Here is a 17,874-nt window from a genome sequence, read left to right on the forward strand (position 1 = left end):
AAGATCAAATATGCAGCAACTGAAAGCGTATTCAAGCAAGGCAGCACCGTACCGGTAAAGTTTCGACTACTCGATAAGACCGGGGCTGCTATAACCGATGCCAAAGCCACTATTATGATTGCAGAAGTCGTTAACGATAAGGTTGGCGAGGAGCAGGAAGCCGTTTCAACAAGCGGGGCTGTCTCCGGTAATGAATTCAGGTACGATAAGACAGAGGGCCTCTACATCTTTAATCTCTCCACCAAGTCTTTGCATGAGGGGATGTATCAGATCAAAATCCAATATGCAAGCGATTCGACCTTGAACGCCGCCAACACAGAATATGTGAATTTGCGTCTAAGATAACTTCGAACCGGGTTCTATAGAATGTTTCCACGCGGGTAGACGTATCGAAATAGCCGCTCCCTTAATCCGACGGGAGCGGCTTTACATTTCATATACCAATCCCGAATCTATGCCAGCATGGGCAGTCAGATGGTTCAAAGCGTCGACCAGACGCTGAAGTCAATCGACAGCCTGATGGTGACGACCGCGATGGTTACGTGCTCAACTCGAATACCGTGTCGCCGCTGGAGCGTTTTCCGGACCGACCTTACACCGGGCGGACCTATGAGAGCGGACTTGCGAAGGGCAGCGGCTTTGCGATTTTGCGCACGCTGTCGAATGTCTGGATCGTCCTTGCCGTCGGCTGTTTCGATTGTCGGCATGCTAATCAGCACCGTAACTACCGACCGCTTCGTTCCCTGATTTCGAAGCTGGACCGGATTTCCAGCGTTCCATCCGAAAGCGATGGGGGAGAGGAACGCAGCAACGAGTTCCATTACATCGAATCCACGTTCGATTCGCTCGTCGAGCGCTTTAACCTATTCAAATCCCGATCCGATCAAAACAGCGGCTACCATCGGCCCGGCAACCGATTCGGTGCCGCTCCTTAAAACTTCGGAGTTCCGCAGCCGGGCAACGGTCCGCAACAGCACGGCGAAGCCGGGGACCGGGGCGTTCCTGCGGACGGAGGCGGTTGGGCGGCCGGGGCTGTTCGCCGGCAACGACATGGGGGACGACGAGGAGATGATTGTCCCTGCGGCACATGGTTTCGCGATGTCGAGCAACCTTGCACCCGTCAAAAGGTTATGAAAAGACAATGATTCCTTAATTATTACTATAGGTTCGGCAGTTCAGTGATTTTATAATAAATACGGATACGGCAAAAACCAGAGAAATTAGGGCAATCATTTGCGGTTAGGGAAGGCAGGGTTCTTCGTTGAAGCGCTCGCGAAGCTGCGGGAACACAATGAGCTTCAGGTAAGCGACGATATCGGTGATTTTACAACGAGGAAACCGAGAGGAGGAGAGAGATGGGGCTGAGAGATCCAATGCTGCGCAATCGCACGATCGAAGTGACTGCGGGAGGTCTGCAAAGCGACTATCCGGGCTTCACGTCGATGGCCGTTCAGTCGGCGGTAGATGAAGCGAGTCGGCACGGCGGCGGCATCGTGCGGCTGGATAAAGGAGTTTATGACGTGTACGGACCGATTCGGCTAACGGATCGGGTCACGCTGGCCGGCGCCGGACCAGAGACGGTTCTGAGTAAGACGGACGGCTTCAAGAGCCCGTTCATCGTCGATGCCGACTACGGTGAGCTGCGTGTGGAGGTGGCGGACGCCAGCGGCTTCCGCGTCGGGATGGGCCTTCAAATCTTCGACGAGTCGCAAAAATGGGGCTGGGACGAAAGTACGGCGGTCATTACGGCGGTGGACGGCAATGTGCTGCGCTTCGACCGGTACCTTGAGCGCGATTACCACGCGGACGACGGTGGCATGGCAACGAACGCCTGCCCGATCATCGAAGCGGTGGACGTCGAGCAGGTTCGCGTGCACGACCTTGCGATCGACGGCAACAAGGCGGCCAACGAGCCGATCGGCGGCTGCCGAGCGGGCGGGATCTATCTGAAGAAGGCGCGCGACTGCATGATTGAGCGCGTCTTCGTGCGCGACTTCAACGGCGATGGCATCAGTTGGCAGATTACCGAGAATATCTCGGTGCTTCACTGCGACGTTCGCGGCTGCAAAGGATCGGGCCTGCATCCCGGCTCCGGCTCGCATTCCTCGCGCGTCAAGGATAATACTTGCATCGGCAACGGCGCAGCGGGGCTGTTCATCTGCTGGCGTGTCCAGTTCGGCGAGTTCGAGCGCAACGTGCTGGAACATAACGCCGTGTCGGGCATCTCTATCGGACATAAGGACTCTGACAACCGGTTCGCCGACAACGTCATTCGCGGCAACGGGAACGGCGGCGTCTATTTCCGCCCGGAGAACGCGGCCAACGGGGCGAACCGCAACAAGTGGCTCCGCAACGTGATTGAGGACAACGACGGATTCGGATTCTTCGTGAACGCCGGGTCCATCGACAATGAGCTGAAAGCAAATCTTATCCGTGATACGGGAGCAGGACGTCAGACGGGGGACGTCTGGCTGGCGGACGGCGCAGTTCACTTCCTGGCGAATCAGGAGTAGGCGAAATGAGGACATCTTCGAATTCCGATCATAGCGGAAACGTGACTCTATGCATAAGCGAAGGGGCTGACCGGGCGGGCAGCCCCTTCGTCTTGTAAGCGAGGAGCGCATGTTCCAATTGTCGGTCCATTCGCCGGCAGGCGTACCAACGCTGATCGTGCCGCCAAACGGCGAAAGCCACGAATCGGACGATGTCGGCAAGCTTGAGGCGAGCTGCAAGCTCGATTGATCGTTGTTCTCGCAGAAGAAGCCTTCTCGCGTTTATCGCTATGCAGTGTGAACGTTCTATCGCCATCCCTAAAGGCGGCGATAACCATTTACGCTTGTTCCTGAGATAAGGGGCGGCTCGAAGTGAATATTTTTCGGAAACAACAGTGGAGAATTTCGGTCTTGGGATGAACCAGAGGGGAGAGTGGGGAAAAGAGCGTCCGCGAGGAGCTGTCGAAATCGCTTGAGGTCGAAACGGTTCAGATATGAAAGTGCAACCAATGGCAAAAAATTGATATTTAATCCTATTCGAGGACTCTTATAATGAAATTGTTGCTGCAATGCCTGCACTAATATCTTGCATGCGGGAGGATGAGCAATGAGAAGAGGATTGCCGGGAATGAAGTGCTTGCCGCTCTTCAGCTTGCTGTTAAGTCTGCTGATGGCAACGCAAGTCTTCGCAGCGGGTTCCGATGTTGCAGTCGGATCCGGGGAGGCATCGCCCCCGTCCATTCGGAACGTTGCAGTCGGTTCCGCTTATGCCGGGCACTGGGCGGCCCAATCGTTGAACAGGTGGTCCAAGGCCGGGTATTTCGGCATTTTGGCGAATCCGGTAACGGATCCGAACAGGCCGATCACAAGGGCGGAATGGGCTGCGCTCATCGGCCAATTGTTCGGGTACAAGGCAACCGGGGCAGCGAATTTCAAAGACGTTGCCGAAGAGGAGTGGTACTACGGATCCGTCATGCTGGCCTCGTCGGCCAACATTCTAACCGGATTCGACGATTATTTTCGCCCCAACGATCCGGTAAACCGGGAAGAGGCGGCAGTATCCATTCTGAGAACGCTGGGTCTGGAAGACGAAGCCTCCGATCAGGCGCAGTCCTATCCAGATTATAGCGATATGTCAAACTGGAGCAGGAACGCCATCGGCGTCAGCAGGGAAAAGGGTCTCCTGAACGGCACGGCCGGAGGCGATTTTCAGCCGCGGCGCCCCATGAGTATGGCGGAGGCGGTCACGCTGCTGGATCGGATTGCAACGGTTATCGTGAATGAACCTGCCGAAGGCGGCAAAGGGTACACGCTGGCCTACTCGCAGGACGCGGCAGGAAATCTGTTCGTCAATGCCTCCAACGTCAAGCTCAGCCGTATGAAAGTCAAGGGCGATTTGTACATAGCGCAAAGCAGCCCTGACGCGGAAATCCAGTTGGAGGACGTGCAGGTGTCGGGCCGCATTTACGTGACCGGCGCCGACAATGTGGCGGTGGACGGGAATGTCTCCGAGAACCAGATGTACATTTACCGGGCGGCGGGCCATGTTTCGGTTCAGGCGCCCAAGCCGTCGGTATTTACGGCCCAGTCTCCCTCCAGCGTCAGATTCGTTCTGACGGAGGATCAATCGGCCGGCGAGCCGACGGGAACGCCAGGGACGGTGTATACGCCGCCGTCTACTCCGACGCCATCTCCCACACCGACGCCATCCCCCACGCCGACACCCACACTGACGCCGACTCCGACGCCGCCGCCCGACCAGGACGACGAGTCCGTTCTGATTCACGTAACCAACAGAATGCTGGACGGGGAAGATTACGCTACCGACAAGATGAAACTGTTCGACGAATACGAGCAGGTATTGGCGGCGCCGCCGAATTCGGCCGATCCTTATATGCCGCCGATCGATACCACAGCGGCGGCGAACGCGAATACATGGCGAACCCCCGGGGCCAGCCAGTGGGTCGATGCGTCCGTAACGAACCTGAACCTGAATTTGCTGCGCGATTACAAGCTGACCGAGATTTATCTCTATGACGGCGAGAAATATGCGCCGTCGACGTATACGGACGACGGCAGCAGTCCTTATGAAGTAATGGGCGGAACGATCGAGGTATACGCCGGAGACAAGAAGCTCATATCCTATCCGCTCACCAACGAAGGCAAGTGGGTGAAGTTCGATCTGGGCGAAGAAGGGGTCACAACGGATACGCTCAGATTCCGCAAGATTCCAATCGATGAGAAATATTCCTGGTGGGGCGGCAGCGGCGCCCCGTATTCCAAGCAGTTTACTTGCGATGTGAACATTGTCGAAGCCGCGATGTACGGCGTTCCCCTCGGCGAGGAGCCCCCGGAGGAAGACGATTGGCAGTTGAGTCCCCAGGAGGGCGTCACTCCTTTCGACCCGTCGAAAATAACGTTTGGCGATTTTGTCGGAACCAACAGCTTCTTCGACGTGACGCAAAGCTCGAATCAAGCGATCGGCTTCGTCCGGGAATATCATACCTGGAACTGGACCGAATGGTCGGCCAACGGACAGACGGCCGGCGGCCAGCTCAACGACTCGGCCACTTCGCCAAATCCCGAGGCGCAATACAATAACACCTGGGGCGTCTTCGACAGCTACTATCAATCGCTGAAGGATATGGGCGTTGGCGTCGACATTACCTTCCAAGGCGGCGTGGCGGATTCGGGCAGGGATAATCCGCGGCCGAACTGGCAGGGCGACCAGGACCCGAAGAAAGCCGGCTCCTACCTGGCGCACGGCAAAAGCATGTTCCAGCATGCGGCGCGTTACGGGAGCAATACGGACCTCAATCCCGATCTCGTCAAGGTTGCGCCGGGAACGGATAAGAAGATCGGCATGGGTCTGGTCGAATACTATGAGAACTGGAACGAGGAAGATCTGGCGGGTTATTTCACCGGCGCGCAGTTTGCGGCGATGACCAGCGCCGATTATGACGGTCATATGGGGACAATGGGACCGGATGTCGGCATCAAGCAGGCCGACCCCAACGCGAAGCTCGTGCTGGGCGGATTGGCCGGTATCTTCTATAACGACGAGTCTTCGGGGCAAGGGCAATCGACGCGCCAATTTTTCGAAGACATGATGAAATGGTTCGACCAGAACCGGACGGAGGACCAGTGGAAAGCGGCGCACAACGGCTCCCTGGAAGGCTATGTCCGTTATCCGTTCGATGTCATTAACGGCCATTATTACGCCGGCGAGGGCGTGCAGCATCCGGACGCCGAAAATCACCTGACGGGCATGTCCCCCGAAGAGGATCATATCTATGACAGAATGTCCGACTTCGTGAAGCTGCGCGACACTTATTTGGCCGACAAGGAAATCTGGCTTTCCGAATTCGGATGGGATGTTGCCCAGGGGACGCAGTCCAGCGCAACGATCGAGTATACGAAGAACGGCGTAACCTACAATCCGGGGATCAATGCGGGCCTCGATGCGGAGGAGGTTCAGGCACGCTGGATCGTCCGCGAGTATCTGATGCTGTCCGCGGCCGGAATCGACCGCGCGGAGCAGTATATGATGCCCGACGCGGGTACGGCGGATAGCCGCAATACCCGCTTCAATACGAGCGGATTGCTTCGGGCCGACGGCGACAATACCCATCAGACGACGCTGAAAAGGCCGTCCTGGTATTATGTCGGCACGATGAAGCATTATCTGGATACGACCCGGTTCGATTCGATCGTCGAGAAGGGCGGGGAAAGCGGGCTGGACGGCCCATGGGTGCTTAAATTCAAGGAAGCCGCGAGCGACGACGGCGTCTATGCCTTGTGGCTGCCGACCTCGCTGGGCGACGAAGGCGGCGCCAACGAGCAGGATTATACGCTGAGTCTTCCGGAAGGCATGGAGCATGCCTATCTGGTGACGCTTGAGGACGGGGCGCAATGGGGCAATCAAACGGAGCTCGAGATCACGGGCGGCAAAGTGACCGTTCCCGTCACCGAGAAGCCGGTATTCGTCCTCGTGACTCATGACGACTATTACAAGCCCGTCCCGAAGGCGATTCATCCCGTTGCCGTCCATAAGCTGACCCCGAGCAATTCCGAGCCCGGTCTGATGTTCGATAGGCGGCTGGAGGAGCCGGAAAGCATGACGCTGGACCAGGCCAACGCCGCCGGCACCTACTGGGATCCCGGACCGGGCGACCGATATGCCCTGATCGATCTCGGATCGGAATTCGATCTGAACAGCGTTCAGCTGTTCGACGGCCCCGGCTCGCTGATCCATGGCCGAGTGTTTGCCGTTTACGCTGCGGACGCCATCGGGGACTGGTCGCCGGATTACGGCAACGAGACGGCGGCAAGCGTGAAGGAGCAGCTCGCAGGCGGCGATTGGGAAAATATCATGAACTACGGTTATTTGGGTTACCTCACCTGGGCAACCGGAAAGACAGACGTTAAGGCGCGTTACTTGATTGTCGGCTTCGAGGACGGCGTCAACGATACGCCGACCGCGCCATACGAGACCGATTCGGTCGCGGTGCCGGAAATGATCGTGAACGGCGCTCTGGCGAAGGGAGCCGAGCCGCCCGTGCCGTTCGTCCGCACCTTCGGGCCGAAACCGTCGGATGATGATGTCGACTTTTTTCACGTCAACGAATTTGACGGAATGACATCCGGCAAGCTGGACACAAACGAGGCGGAGGCTGAGGGCTTCTCCGTTTACGGCGCGAATGCTGCGGTAGAGGAAGGAAAGAACGGGAACGGCGAGACGAACGGGAAGGTGCTGAACGTTCAGGGCACGCTCCAGGCTCCCCAGTTTTCCTTTCCGCTTCCCGATCCGGGGGGCGAAGGCTACGAGCCCGATGTCTGGTATAACATCGATTTCAAGTTCAAGACGGAAGAACGCTTTTCCTCGCCCGCTCTTTATTTGACGGACGGGGCGTCGGGCTGGACGCCCCTCGTGACCCGGGAGGGTGATGCGGCGTTCAAGCCGATCTGGGGCGGCAGCGGCCAGGTGACGCACGTCGTCCCGGACGAATGGCATCGCATGCAGGTCAAATTCAAGATCGATTCCGGCACTTCGAATTTGACCTACGAGATGTATTACGATGATGCGCTGCTGCAAAGAGCCGAGACCACGATCACCGATGCGACGGCTCACACGAAGCCGCTGATCATCGTCGACGCCGGCGCGGGCCATACAGGCTCGTTCGATCTGGACGATGTATGGGTGTACAGGGCGAAGCCGACGAACAACCTTGTGGTCTTGGATTTCAACGGTGACGATATCGGTCCGTTCGCCGGCGACAGCTACAAGGTTGTAAACCCGGAAAGCCATGCAACGATTATCCAGCCCGCCGAGGGCGAACCTGGCTACGATAACGGCAATAAAGTGCTGAAGGCCGACTCGGGCAAAACCATCCTTACGTTCAGCGATCCCGACATGCTTGCGTACATGAGGAACCACGGCGAGTTCGTAGTGGACTACAGGTTCCGCAAGGAGAGCATGGACGCCGTGCCGAATGTCATGCTGCGCGATAGCAGTTGGCGCGTGTTCGGCCTGATGCGAGAGCACGAGTATACGGGAGGAAATGCGTATTTGCCCTATGTCGAAGACGGTACGCTGAAGGATCATACCCTGACGCTTACCGCGGACGAATGGCATCGATTTGTTATGAAAGTCCACTATACGGACGACAATACGTTGGTGTTTTCGGCGTATATGGACGATATGGAGGTACCGGTCGTCGACTCGGCCGTCATTACGACGGAGAACGGGCTGGCGTCGCTTCCGCTGCTCAACATGGAGCTCGGTTCGGTCAGCGGCACGGGTTCGGTCTATCTGTCCGACCTATCCATTTACAAGGGTACGGACATAATCAATCCGTAACGCCGGCGAAATGCCGAAGAACACCGAGGAACAACCGACGTCTCGCAAGAGTCGTCGGTTGTTCGCTATATATCAGACCGATTTGTGCCGTGCTCGCCAAACTCTTGATCAGAATCAGAGGTTATAAGTCTCGCAATGATTCATATATCTGAATCATCTCCGACGAGACGTGCTGCCGCCATACCGAAGGACGGCGATAGCCGGTTACGCTTGTTCCAGAGATCATATGCCGAATTTTTCACGCAGGGGGCGGCTCCCAATGCCTATTTTTCGGAAACGACAGTGGAGAATGACGATATTTCCGAAGCTGATCATCGCGTTCCTGCTTGTGGTCGCTCCGATCTACGGCATCGGTCTCGGGATGAATCAGCTGAGTGAAAAGAGCGTCCGCGAGGAACTGTCGAAATCGCTCAATTCGCGGGTCGATTTCTACCTCAACCTGCTTGAGGTCGAAAATGAGCAGATGATGGGGCTGCTGCAGCAGTACGTTGTCGACAAAGACATCCAACACGCCGCCTTTATCAGCAATACGATGACGATCGGAGAATGGACGGAAACGGTGCAGCGCATTCAGGACAAGCTGCAGCTGATCAAGAGCTCGAACCTCTACATCAAGAGCGTAAGCGCGCATATTCTGACGCTGAAGCGGACGATATCGAGCGATGAAACGATCAGCGACACGATCAGTCTCGAATATGAGGCTGTCGCCTCCGTATCCAAACTCCGGGGCGTCGGCAAATCCTACTGGAATGACCGGCTGTTCATGGCGATCGCTTATCCCGGCTCCGATCTGCCGAATATGAAGGAAACGTACGTGCTCTCGATCGAGATCAACGAGGAGATGATGAAGCAGTCTCTGCAGAACTTTTCCGACTACAAGAACGCGGGAGCGATGCTCATTAATCCCGAGAATGGCTGGATATTGGACAATCAAGCCGACGAAGGGATTACGAAGGAACTTTCGGATTACTTGAGGAACCGTTCCGAGGCCAGCGCCGGCGAAGGCTACGCGCAGATCTCCACGGGTAAAAGCTCCTATTTTGTCGCCTATAAGCGTTCGCCTGCGTTCGGCTACTATCTGATCGCCTACGTGCCGTCGGTCGAAATGGTCGGTGCGATCGACAAATACCGGATGCTGCTATGGCTGCTCTCGTTCGTCTCGCTCGTCTTTATCGTCGTATACTCCTACTGGCTGTATCGGCTCATCCGCAAGCCGCTGCATCGGATGATCGCCGGATTCCGCAAGGTGGAAGCGGGAAAGATGGAGCCGATGCCGCTGCCGAAAACGCACGATGAGTTCTACTACTTGTTCCAACGCTTCAACATGATGTCGGACAATCTGAAGGTGCTGATCCAGGAGGTGTACGAGCAGAAGCTGCGCGCCCAGACGTCGGAGCTGAAGCAGCTGCAGTCGCAGATCAATCCGCACTTTTTGTATAATACCTACTTTATTCTATACCGCTTGGCGAAGATGAACGATATTGAAAACGTAATCCAGTTCAGCCAGCACCTTGGCGAATACTTCCAATATATTACGCGCAACGGCACCGACGATGTGCCGCTCGACGCGGAGATCAAGCACTCTCGCGCGTATGTGGAAATTCAGAATATCCGCTTCGCCAGGAGCCGCATTACCGTCGATTTTGGCGAACTGCCCGGAGGTTGCGGCGACATGCGCGTACCGCGGCTCATTCTTCAGCCGTTCATCGAGAACGCGTACCAATACGGTCTCGAGACAAAACGCAGGAACGGCAGAATCGCGGTGACGATGACCGGGCAGGATGGCCAATTGCTCCTATCGGTCGAGGATAACGGCGAGCGGCTGACGGACGCCGACCTTCGGCGGATCGAAGCGAATTTAGAGAAGCAGGGCGCGGATATGGAATATACCGGCATGCTGAACGTTCACCGCCGGCTGCAAATCCGGTTCGGCGCCGAATATGGCGTGTCCGTCGCCCGCGGCGAAATGGGCGGCATGAAAGCGACGCTGAGGCTGCCGATGCCTCAGTCGCCGGGCAAAGCCGCGGAACCATCAAATCCCAATGACGCAAAAGGAGAGTGACCGCCATGTACCGGCTGGTAATTGTCGATGATGAGCCGATCATCGTCGAAGGCTTAAGCGAGCTATTCTTGCAGCCCCACTATCCGCTCGAGGTTTATCAGGCGTTCGACGGACTGGAAGCGCTGGCGATCGCGCGGAAGCTGCGCATCGACATACTGCTGACGGATATCGAGATGCCGGAGATGAACGGCATCGAGCTGCAGAAGGAGGTGCTGCGCCTCTGGCCGCGCTGCAAGTCGATTTTCCTGACGGGCTATAACGAGTTCGACTATATCAAGTCGTCCATTCGCGCGGGAGCGATCGATTACGTGTTGAAGACGGAAGGAGACGATCCGATCGTCGCCTCCGTCGAGAAGGCGATTCGCGTCATTGCCGAGGAAGTGAACTACGAAGGGCTGATTGAAAGCGCTCGCTCATCGCTTAAGCTGGCGCTGCCGGCGCTCCGCAAGGAGTATTTGACCGGGCTGCTGGAAGGGGAAGCGTCGTCGCCCGCCGCCCGGAAGGAGCGGTTCGTGCAGTTGGAAGTGCCGCTCGATCCCGACTTGCCGGTCGTCATGGCCGTCGGCCGGATCGACCGTTGGCGCGAGGATATGACGGGAGGCGATAAGGCGCTGTTCGCTTATTCGATTAACAACATCTTGGAAGAATTCGTCGCGCAGGAATTCGAACTGACGCATTTCAGAGGCGATCACGAACGACTGATCTGGCTGCTGCAGCCGAAGACGGAGTCGGGGTATCGCCAGGCGATCGCAGGCAAGCCGCCGCTGCGCACAGATGCCGACGCGGATGACCAACCGGAAGCCGACCTGCACGCTTACTTGCTTGGGATGCTCGAATCCGTGCAAACCGCCTGCAGCCGTTACTTGAAGCTCGCTTGCTCGTTCGTCGTCTCCAGCGGGCCGTTCGAATGGGACGCGCTCGCGTCCAAATACGAGCGGCTGTCGCAGCTGTTCGGCCGCGGGCTCGGACTCGGCAGCCAGATGCTGCTGTCGGACGGCCGGGCGAAGGCGAGCGGGGACGAGCAGAGGCGAAGCAAGGTCAAGCGCATCCGGCTGCTCGACCAATATTTGATGCAGAAGGAACGGGTAAAATTCGGGCAGCTGTTCGACGAGATTTCGGAGGCCGTCGGAGAGCCGGCGACTCTGGAGGCGGGCTTGCCGCTCGAAGTGTTCTACGAGCTGTCCGCGATCTTCATCCCGCATTTGAATCGGTTCGAAGCGCTCGGCGCGTCAGGCGGTATCCCGGGCAAGCTGTTCTCTATCCGCGAGCATCGTTCGTGGAGGGAGGCTTCCGACTTTTTCCGCGAGCTGGCGGATTTGCTGTTCGAGCGTATGGAAGGAGGCAGCGAGCAGGAGACGAGCGAAGTCGTCGAGCAGATTCATCGGTTTGTGGAGGAGAATATCGAGGGGGACCTGTCGCTGAACCGTCTGGCCGAGCACGTCTTTTTGACGCCTTTTTACCTCTCCAGATTGTATAAACAGAAGACGGGCCATAGCATCAGCGACTACATCACGAGGACGAGAATCGAGAGGGCGAAACGGCTGCTCGGCGAGAGCGCGCTTAAGATTCACGAGGTCGGCATGCGGATCGGGTACGATTCGGCGTCCTATTTCACTCGTTTTTTCAAAAAAGCGACGTTATTGACCCCTCAGGAATACCGCGATTCGCTCAAGTAGATATAAAAGGATAAGGAATGTAATCGGTTTAATATATTCACCGTATCGAATGGACTTCATAATGAAAGCGTACCACATTAAGGGAAGATACAGGGGAGGCAAGCAGATGGTGTCGACAAAAACGAAAGCGAAAGCGAGAGGCTCGGCAATCCTCTCCTTTCTGCTTATCATGACAACGGTAACAGCTTGCACGAACAGCAACGACGGCAACAGCTCGCCAAGCGCATCGACTAGCGCATCGCCAAGCGAAAGCGGAAGCGAAAGCCCGGCGGCTTCGTCGGCAGGATCCGGTCCGAGCGGTCAGACCGGCAAATACGATCCTCCGATCGAAGTGACGACCGTGCGCTCCGTCAATGCGGCCGCTGAACTTGCGCCCGGCGAAACGTTCGACACGAACATTTGGACCAAAACGTTTGAAAGCGATCTCGGCATTAAGGTGAAGAACCTCTGGAAAGTAAACGCGGAGCAGTATCAGAACAAGATCGCCGTAACGATGGCTTCGGGCGATATGCCTGACTTCATGAATGTGGACGCTCAGCAGTTCCAGATCCTCGTAGAAGCCGGCACGATCGCGGATCTGACCGATGTCTACGATAAGTACGCTTCCGATCTGACGAAGAGCTCGTTCGAAGGAAGCAACGACCTGCGTCTCAAGGCGGCGACGATAGACGGCAAGCTCATGGGGATTCCGGCAGACGGCGGAGAATCCGCCGATACCCATCTCATCTATATTCGCAAAGACTGGCTTGACAATCTGGGGCTTCAGCCGCCGAAAACGATGGACGATGTCATCGATATCGCCCTGGCGTTCACGAAGAACGACCCGGACAAGAACGGCAAGAACGATACGTACGGATTAAGTCTTGACTATAATTTGTTCAACGGCTGGTCCGGTCTTGACGGCTTCTTCAACGGCTATCACGCTTACCCGTTCAACCCGACCAAGGGTACCGGCACGAATCTGAACTTCATCAAAGGCGCGGACGGCAAGGTTCAGTGGGCCGACGTTCAACCGGAAGTGAAGACCGCTCTCGGCAAGCTGGCCGACTTGTTCAAGCAAGGCGCGATCTACCCGGAATTCAGCGTCATCGACGGCATCAAGTCCGGAGAACTCGCTACGTCCGGTAAAGTCGGAATGACGTTCGGTTCCTTCTTTGTGCCGACATGGCCGATCAACAATATGTACAAAGACGTTCCGGGTTCGGATTGGGGCATCTATCCGCTCGTATCGTCCGACGATCAGCCGGTGCTCGCGCAAAGCACGACCGGATTGCCTTCGCACTACTTTGTCGTAAACAAGAAGTCCGCGCATCCGGAAGCTCCGTTCCTGCTGCTCAACACGTACATGGAGAAGCTCTACGGACACTTCGATAAGAATTATCATACCGTCACTGTGGACGGCAAAGACTACGGCGAATTCGGACTTGCGCCGATCAACGGAGGCTTGCCCGGCAACAATCCGAGGGCGGCCGCCGCGGTTCAGGCCGCGATGAAATCCGGCGACACGTCGGCGCTGAACGATGAACAGAAGCAATACTACGATCAAGTGGCCAAATTCAAGGCCGGCGACAAGACGATGTGGGCAGCTGACAAACTGTGGGCGGAGGGCGGCGTATTCGACCTCCAAGGCCAATATATAAACAACAACCGGATTTTCACATCGGCGTTTGTTGGCAATCCGACTCCGACGATGGTCGCGAAAGGTCCGTCGCTTCGCGACGAAGAAGTCAAGATGATGACTTCGATCATCATGGGCACCAAGCCGCTCGACTACTTCGACGAATGGGCAAAAAACTGGTTGGCATCCGGCGGTCAGGATATTCTCGACGAAGTCAACGCTAGCGGTCAGATTCAATAAGAAGGAAAGAGGGGGTAGGGGCTAGCCACTAGCCGCTATCCCCCCTTTGCATCATGGCAGGAGGGAAATCCATTGAGCCGCAGAAATTGGAGACTGGAATGGCCGCTGCACCTTATGCTGGTGCCGGGTATCCTCATTGTGCTGCTGTTCAGCTACGGCCCGATGTTCGGCATCGTCATCGCCTTTGAAAATTTTATCCCGGTTAAAGGGATATTTCATTCTCAGTGGGTCGGACTCGAACATTTCAAGTATATCTATCACTTGTCCGAGACAAGGGAAGTTCTGCGGAATACGGTATTTATCGCGTTCTTGAAGATTATCGGCGGACTCATCGCGCCGCTTGTCACCGCGCTTCTGCTGAATGAGATCGTGAAGAAGATCTTCAAGCGTACCATCCAAACGATTATCTATATGCCGCACTTCATATCCTGGGTCATCATGGCCGGCATCTTGCTTGACGTGCTCTCTCCGACATCCGGGATCGTGAATCAATTCATCGCGTGGCTCGGATTCGAAAAGGTGTTCTTCCTCGGCAATGACAAATGGTTCCCTTATGTGTTGGTCGTGACCGACGTATTGAAGGAATTCGGTTTCGGAACGGTTGTCTATTTGGCTGCCATCACGGCCGTAAATCCATCCTTGTACGAAGCAGCCGTCCTGGACGGAGCGAACCGCTGGAAACAAACGCTTAACGTGACGATTCCCGCGATCATTCCGATTACGATTTTGCTTACGACGCTCGCGCTCGGCAACGTGCTGAATGCCGGCTTCGACCAGGTCTTCAACCTGTATAACCCATCGGTCTATTCGACCGGCGACATTCTCGATACTTACGTCTACCGGATCGGTCTGGCCAGCGCTCAATATGGCGTGGCGACCGCCGTCGGACTGTTCAAGTCGGTGATATCGCTCGTCCTGATTTCGCTGTCTTACTTCCTGGCCTATCGTTTCGCAAATTATCGCATTTTCTGACCAGCCGCAAGGAGGATTGTCATGGTTCAACACTACTCATGGAGTCGCAAGCTGTTCGTTGTTTTCAACTATACCTTCCTTGCGGTTTTGTCTCTGATAAGCATTCTGCCCTTGATTAATGTCTTCTCGGTCTCCTTAAGCTCAGCCGCCGCGGTTGAAGCGGGCAAAGTTACGCTATGGCCGGTCGACTTCTCATGGAAGGCCTACGAGTTCGTCGCGAAAAAGCACGAGTTCCTGGTCTCGATGGGCATCTCCGTAGAGCGCGTGCTGCTGGGCGTCAGCCTTAACATGCTGCTAACGGTGCTTACGGCCTACCCGCTGTCCAAGGAAGCGGCGAATCTGAAGTTCCGAACGGGATATGCCTGGTTCTTCGTCTTCACGATGCTGTTCTCCGGCGGATTAATACCGTCTTATATGGTCGTGCGAAATTTGCACCTGCTCGACAGCATCTGGGCGCTTGTGCTGCCGGGAGCGCTGCCTATCTTTAACGTAATCTTGATGCTCAACTTCTTCCGAGGCTTGCCGAAGGAACTGTCGGAGTCGGCGTTCATCGACGGCGCCGGACATTGGCAGACGCTCTGGCGGATCATCATCCCGCTCTCGATGCCCTCGATTGCTACCGTTACGCTGTTCGCGATCGTCTCGCACTGGAACGAATGGTTCAATGGGCTCATCTATATGAACGATCCGATCCATTATCCGCTTGCCAGCTACTTGCAGACGATCGTCGTCCGCATGGATATGTCCTCCATATCCGACCCCGCGATGCTGTTGTTGTTATCGAAGCTGAACGATCGGTCGGTGCGCGCGGCGCAAATTTTTCTCGGCATGGTGCCGGTGCTGTGCGTATATCCGTTCCTGCAGCGGTACTTCATGAGCGGCATGACGCTCGGAAGTGTCAAGGAATAAAGCGTTGTCCGACAAGCCGTCCAGTTCTTCGGAGCAGGGCGGTTTGCTAACAGAAATTCTCTTGTAGTGCCGCGGAAACAGGCATCCGAGATTGGGAGGAGAATGAACGATGTTATATGAACGTTACGGCTCGGCACGTCTTGAGGAGCTTGGCTTTGGCGACGGTCCCTACGCGCCGTTCCCGAAGGCGGAAGACCGTGCAGCCTGGAGATCGATCTCATCCGAGAAAAGAGAGAGTTGGCTGCGGCTTACGGAGCGTTATGCGGATTACGGGTGGCCGGTGCTTAGGGTATCGGACTATCGCGCCTATTGGACGAGCGGCGACTTGTCGCGCCTCAGTCTCGCCTACTTCGAACGGAGAAGCGTGCTCGGCATTCTCGTGATCGCCGAATGCATGGAAGGCGAGGGCAAATACTTAGATCAAATTTTAAACGGGATTTTCGCCATCTGCGAGGAGACGACCTGGGTGTTCCCGGGCCATCGCAGCCATTGGAAGGAATTCGATAAGGAAGAGAGCATCCCGAGCGAGACGGAATTCGGAGTCGAGCTGGCCACCGTGGAAACGGCGCGGCTGCTGCTATGGACCCGCTATTTGCTCGGAAGCAAGTTTGACGCGATCAGCCCGCGATTGAACGAGCGAATCGTCAGGGAGACGAAGGACCGGATGCTGAAGCCTTACCTCGAACACGACGATTACTGGTGGCAAGGCTTCACCCCAGGCGAACGGGTCAACAACTGGAATCCGTGGTGCAACGGCCCGGTGCTGGCAGGATTCCTGCTTATCGAGGAGGACCCGGACATCAGAAAAGCGGGAATTGCCAAGGTGATGCGAAGCCTCGACGCGTTCATCGCGACTTATCCGGCCGACGGCTGCTGCGACGAAGGACCGTCTTATTGGAGCGCGGCGGCGGGCGGCTTGTATGAATGTCTGGAGATGCTGTCGCTGGCTTCACAAGGACGTTTCGACATTTTCGGAGAGCAGATCGTTAAGGATATTGGCGCGTATATGCCCAAAGTACACATTCATGGCGATTATTACGTCGCTTTCGCCGATTGCGACGCAAAGGCGAGCCCGGGAGGCGGGGGCGTGTATCGTTACGGCCTTAGCACGGGGGATGAGTCGCTCGTCCGTCTCGGCGCCAGTTTGCCGCCAAGCGGCGATCCGAGTACGCGCATCTGGTTTAACTTGTACGGCTATACGCGGGATTTGTTCGTCGAGAAGGAGAGGCTTGCGCAGAGAATGAAGGCGCCTTATATGCGGGATGCCTGGTTTGGCGTTACCCAAGTGATGACCGCCAGGGAGCGGGAAGGCACCGAGCAAGGCTTGTACGTCGCAGCCAAAGGCGGCAACAACGAAGAGGCGCACAACCATAACGACGTCGGCAGCTTCCTCGTGTTCGCCGACGGCTATCCGCTGCTCGTCGATCTAGGCACTGAGGAATACAAGGCGCAGACGTTCAGCTCGCGGCGCTATGAGCTTTGGTATTTGCAGTCGCAGTACCATAACCTGCCGACGGTGCGAGGCGTGCTGCAGCGCAACGGCGGCCGATACAAGGCGCGCGGCGCGGCGTATGCGCAGCAAGACGGCCGATCCGAGCTAAAGATGGACATCGCGAACGCATATCCGGAGGAAGCCGGCATCGCGAGCTGGGAGCGCACGGTGCGGCTGGACCGGGACGGCGTCGCCGCGGTGACGGTGACCGACGCGTTCGCCATGAAGGACGAGGCTCCGGCGGAAATGTTCCATTCGTTGGTTACACCTTGCGAGACTATAATCGGGGGCGAGGGCAGCGGCGAGATCCGGCTGACTTACGCGCCTGGCAAGCAGGCGCTCATCCGTTACGACGCCGAGCATCTTCGCACGCGAATCGAGAAGATCGAGCACATGGAAAGCCGCTTGAGAAGAAACTGGGGCGACCGCATGTATCGCATCGTGCTGGAGGAACGGCAGCCGGTCGCTGCCGGCGAGAGAACGATCGCCGTTACGCTCGATCGCGGCTAGCGCCCGGCACCTGGCTGACCGACACAACAACGAGGCAAAGGGA

General features: G+C 56.6%; 10 protein-coding genes. All 10 read left to right on the forward strand.

Features of this window, described 5'->3' with window-relative positions; translation table 11 throughout:
* Nucleotides 1-3: 3 nt before the first annotated feature.
* The 10 genes from H7C18_RS36090 (at nucleotide 4) to H7C18_RS21165 (ending at nucleotide 17,831) form a co-directional block, all read left to right on the forward strand.
* Entirely contained in the window at nucleotides 4-345 is a 342-nt protein-coding gene (locus tag H7C18_RS36090; RefSeq protein WP_420481878.1) for a PxKF domain-containing protein, read from the forward strand.
* Nucleotides 346-542: 197 nt separating this feature from the next.
* The gene (locus tag H7C18_RS21125; protein WP_185131091.1) at nucleotides 543-935 is read left to right on the forward strand and encodes a hypothetical protein; all 393 of its coding nucleotides are present in this window, start codon (nucleotides 543-545) and stop codon (nucleotides 933-935) included.
* 420 nt (nucleotides 936-1,355) lie between these two features.
* Nucleotides 1,356-2,513, forward strand: a complete 1,158-nt coding sequence (locus tag H7C18_RS21130; protein ID WP_185131092.1) for a right-handed parallel beta-helix repeat-containing protein — start codon at nucleotides 1,356-1,358, stop codon at nucleotides 2,511-2,513.
* A gap of 586 nt (nucleotides 2,514-3,099) precedes the next feature.
* On the forward strand, nucleotides 3,100-8,352 hold the full coding sequence (locus H7C18_RS21135; protein ID WP_185131093.1) for an S-layer homology domain-containing protein: 5,253 nt from the start codon (nucleotides 3,100-3,102) through the stop codon (nucleotides 8,350-8,352).
* Nucleotides 8,353-8,611: 259 nt separating this feature from the next.
* Nucleotides 8,612-10,414: a sensor histidine kinase gene (locus H7C18_RS21140; protein ID WP_185131094.1), complete on the forward strand. Its 1,803-nt coding sequence runs from the start codon at nucleotides 8,612-8,614 to the stop codon at nucleotides 10,412-10,414.
* A gap of 5 nt (nucleotides 10,415-10,419) precedes the next feature.
* Nucleotides 10,420-12,090 carry a response regulator gene (locus tag H7C18_RS21145; protein ID WP_185131095.1) on the forward strand — a complete coding sequence of 557 codons (1,671 nt, stop codon included), beginning with the start codon at nucleotides 10,420-10,422 and terminating at the stop codon, nucleotides 12,088-12,090.
* A 106-nt stretch (nucleotides 12,091-12,196) separates the two neighbouring features.
* The gene (locus tag H7C18_RS21150; RefSeq protein ID WP_185131096.1) at nucleotides 12,197-13,948 is read left to right on the forward strand and encodes a type 2 periplasmic-binding domain-containing protein; all 1,752 of its coding nucleotides are present in this window, start codon (nucleotides 12,197-12,199) and stop codon (nucleotides 13,946-13,948) included.
* A gap of 72 nt (nucleotides 13,949-14,020) precedes the next feature.
* The gene (locus H7C18_RS21155) at nucleotides 14,021-14,920 is read left to right on the forward strand and encodes an ABC transporter permease (RefSeq protein WP_238357858.1); all 900 of its coding nucleotides are present in this window, start codon (nucleotides 14,021-14,023) and stop codon (nucleotides 14,918-14,920) included.
* Nucleotides 14,921-14,941: 21 nt separating this feature from the next.
* Nucleotides 14,942-15,829, forward strand: coding sequence for a carbohydrate ABC transporter permease (locus H7C18_RS21160; protein WP_185131097.1), 888 nt, complete (start codon nucleotides 14,942-14,944; stop codon nucleotides 15,827-15,829).
* A gap of 109 nt (nucleotides 15,830-15,938) precedes the next feature.
* Entirely contained in the window at nucleotides 15,939-17,831 is a 1,893-nt protein-coding gene (locus H7C18_RS21165) for a heparinase II/III domain-containing protein (RefSeq protein WP_185131098.1), read from the forward strand.
* Nucleotides 17,832-17,874: the final 43 nt, after the last annotated feature.

The organism is Cohnella zeiphila (genome assembly GCF_014212055.1).
Lineage (GTDB): Bacteria > Bacillota > Bacilli > Paenibacillales > Paenibacillaceae > Cohnella > Cohnella zeiphila.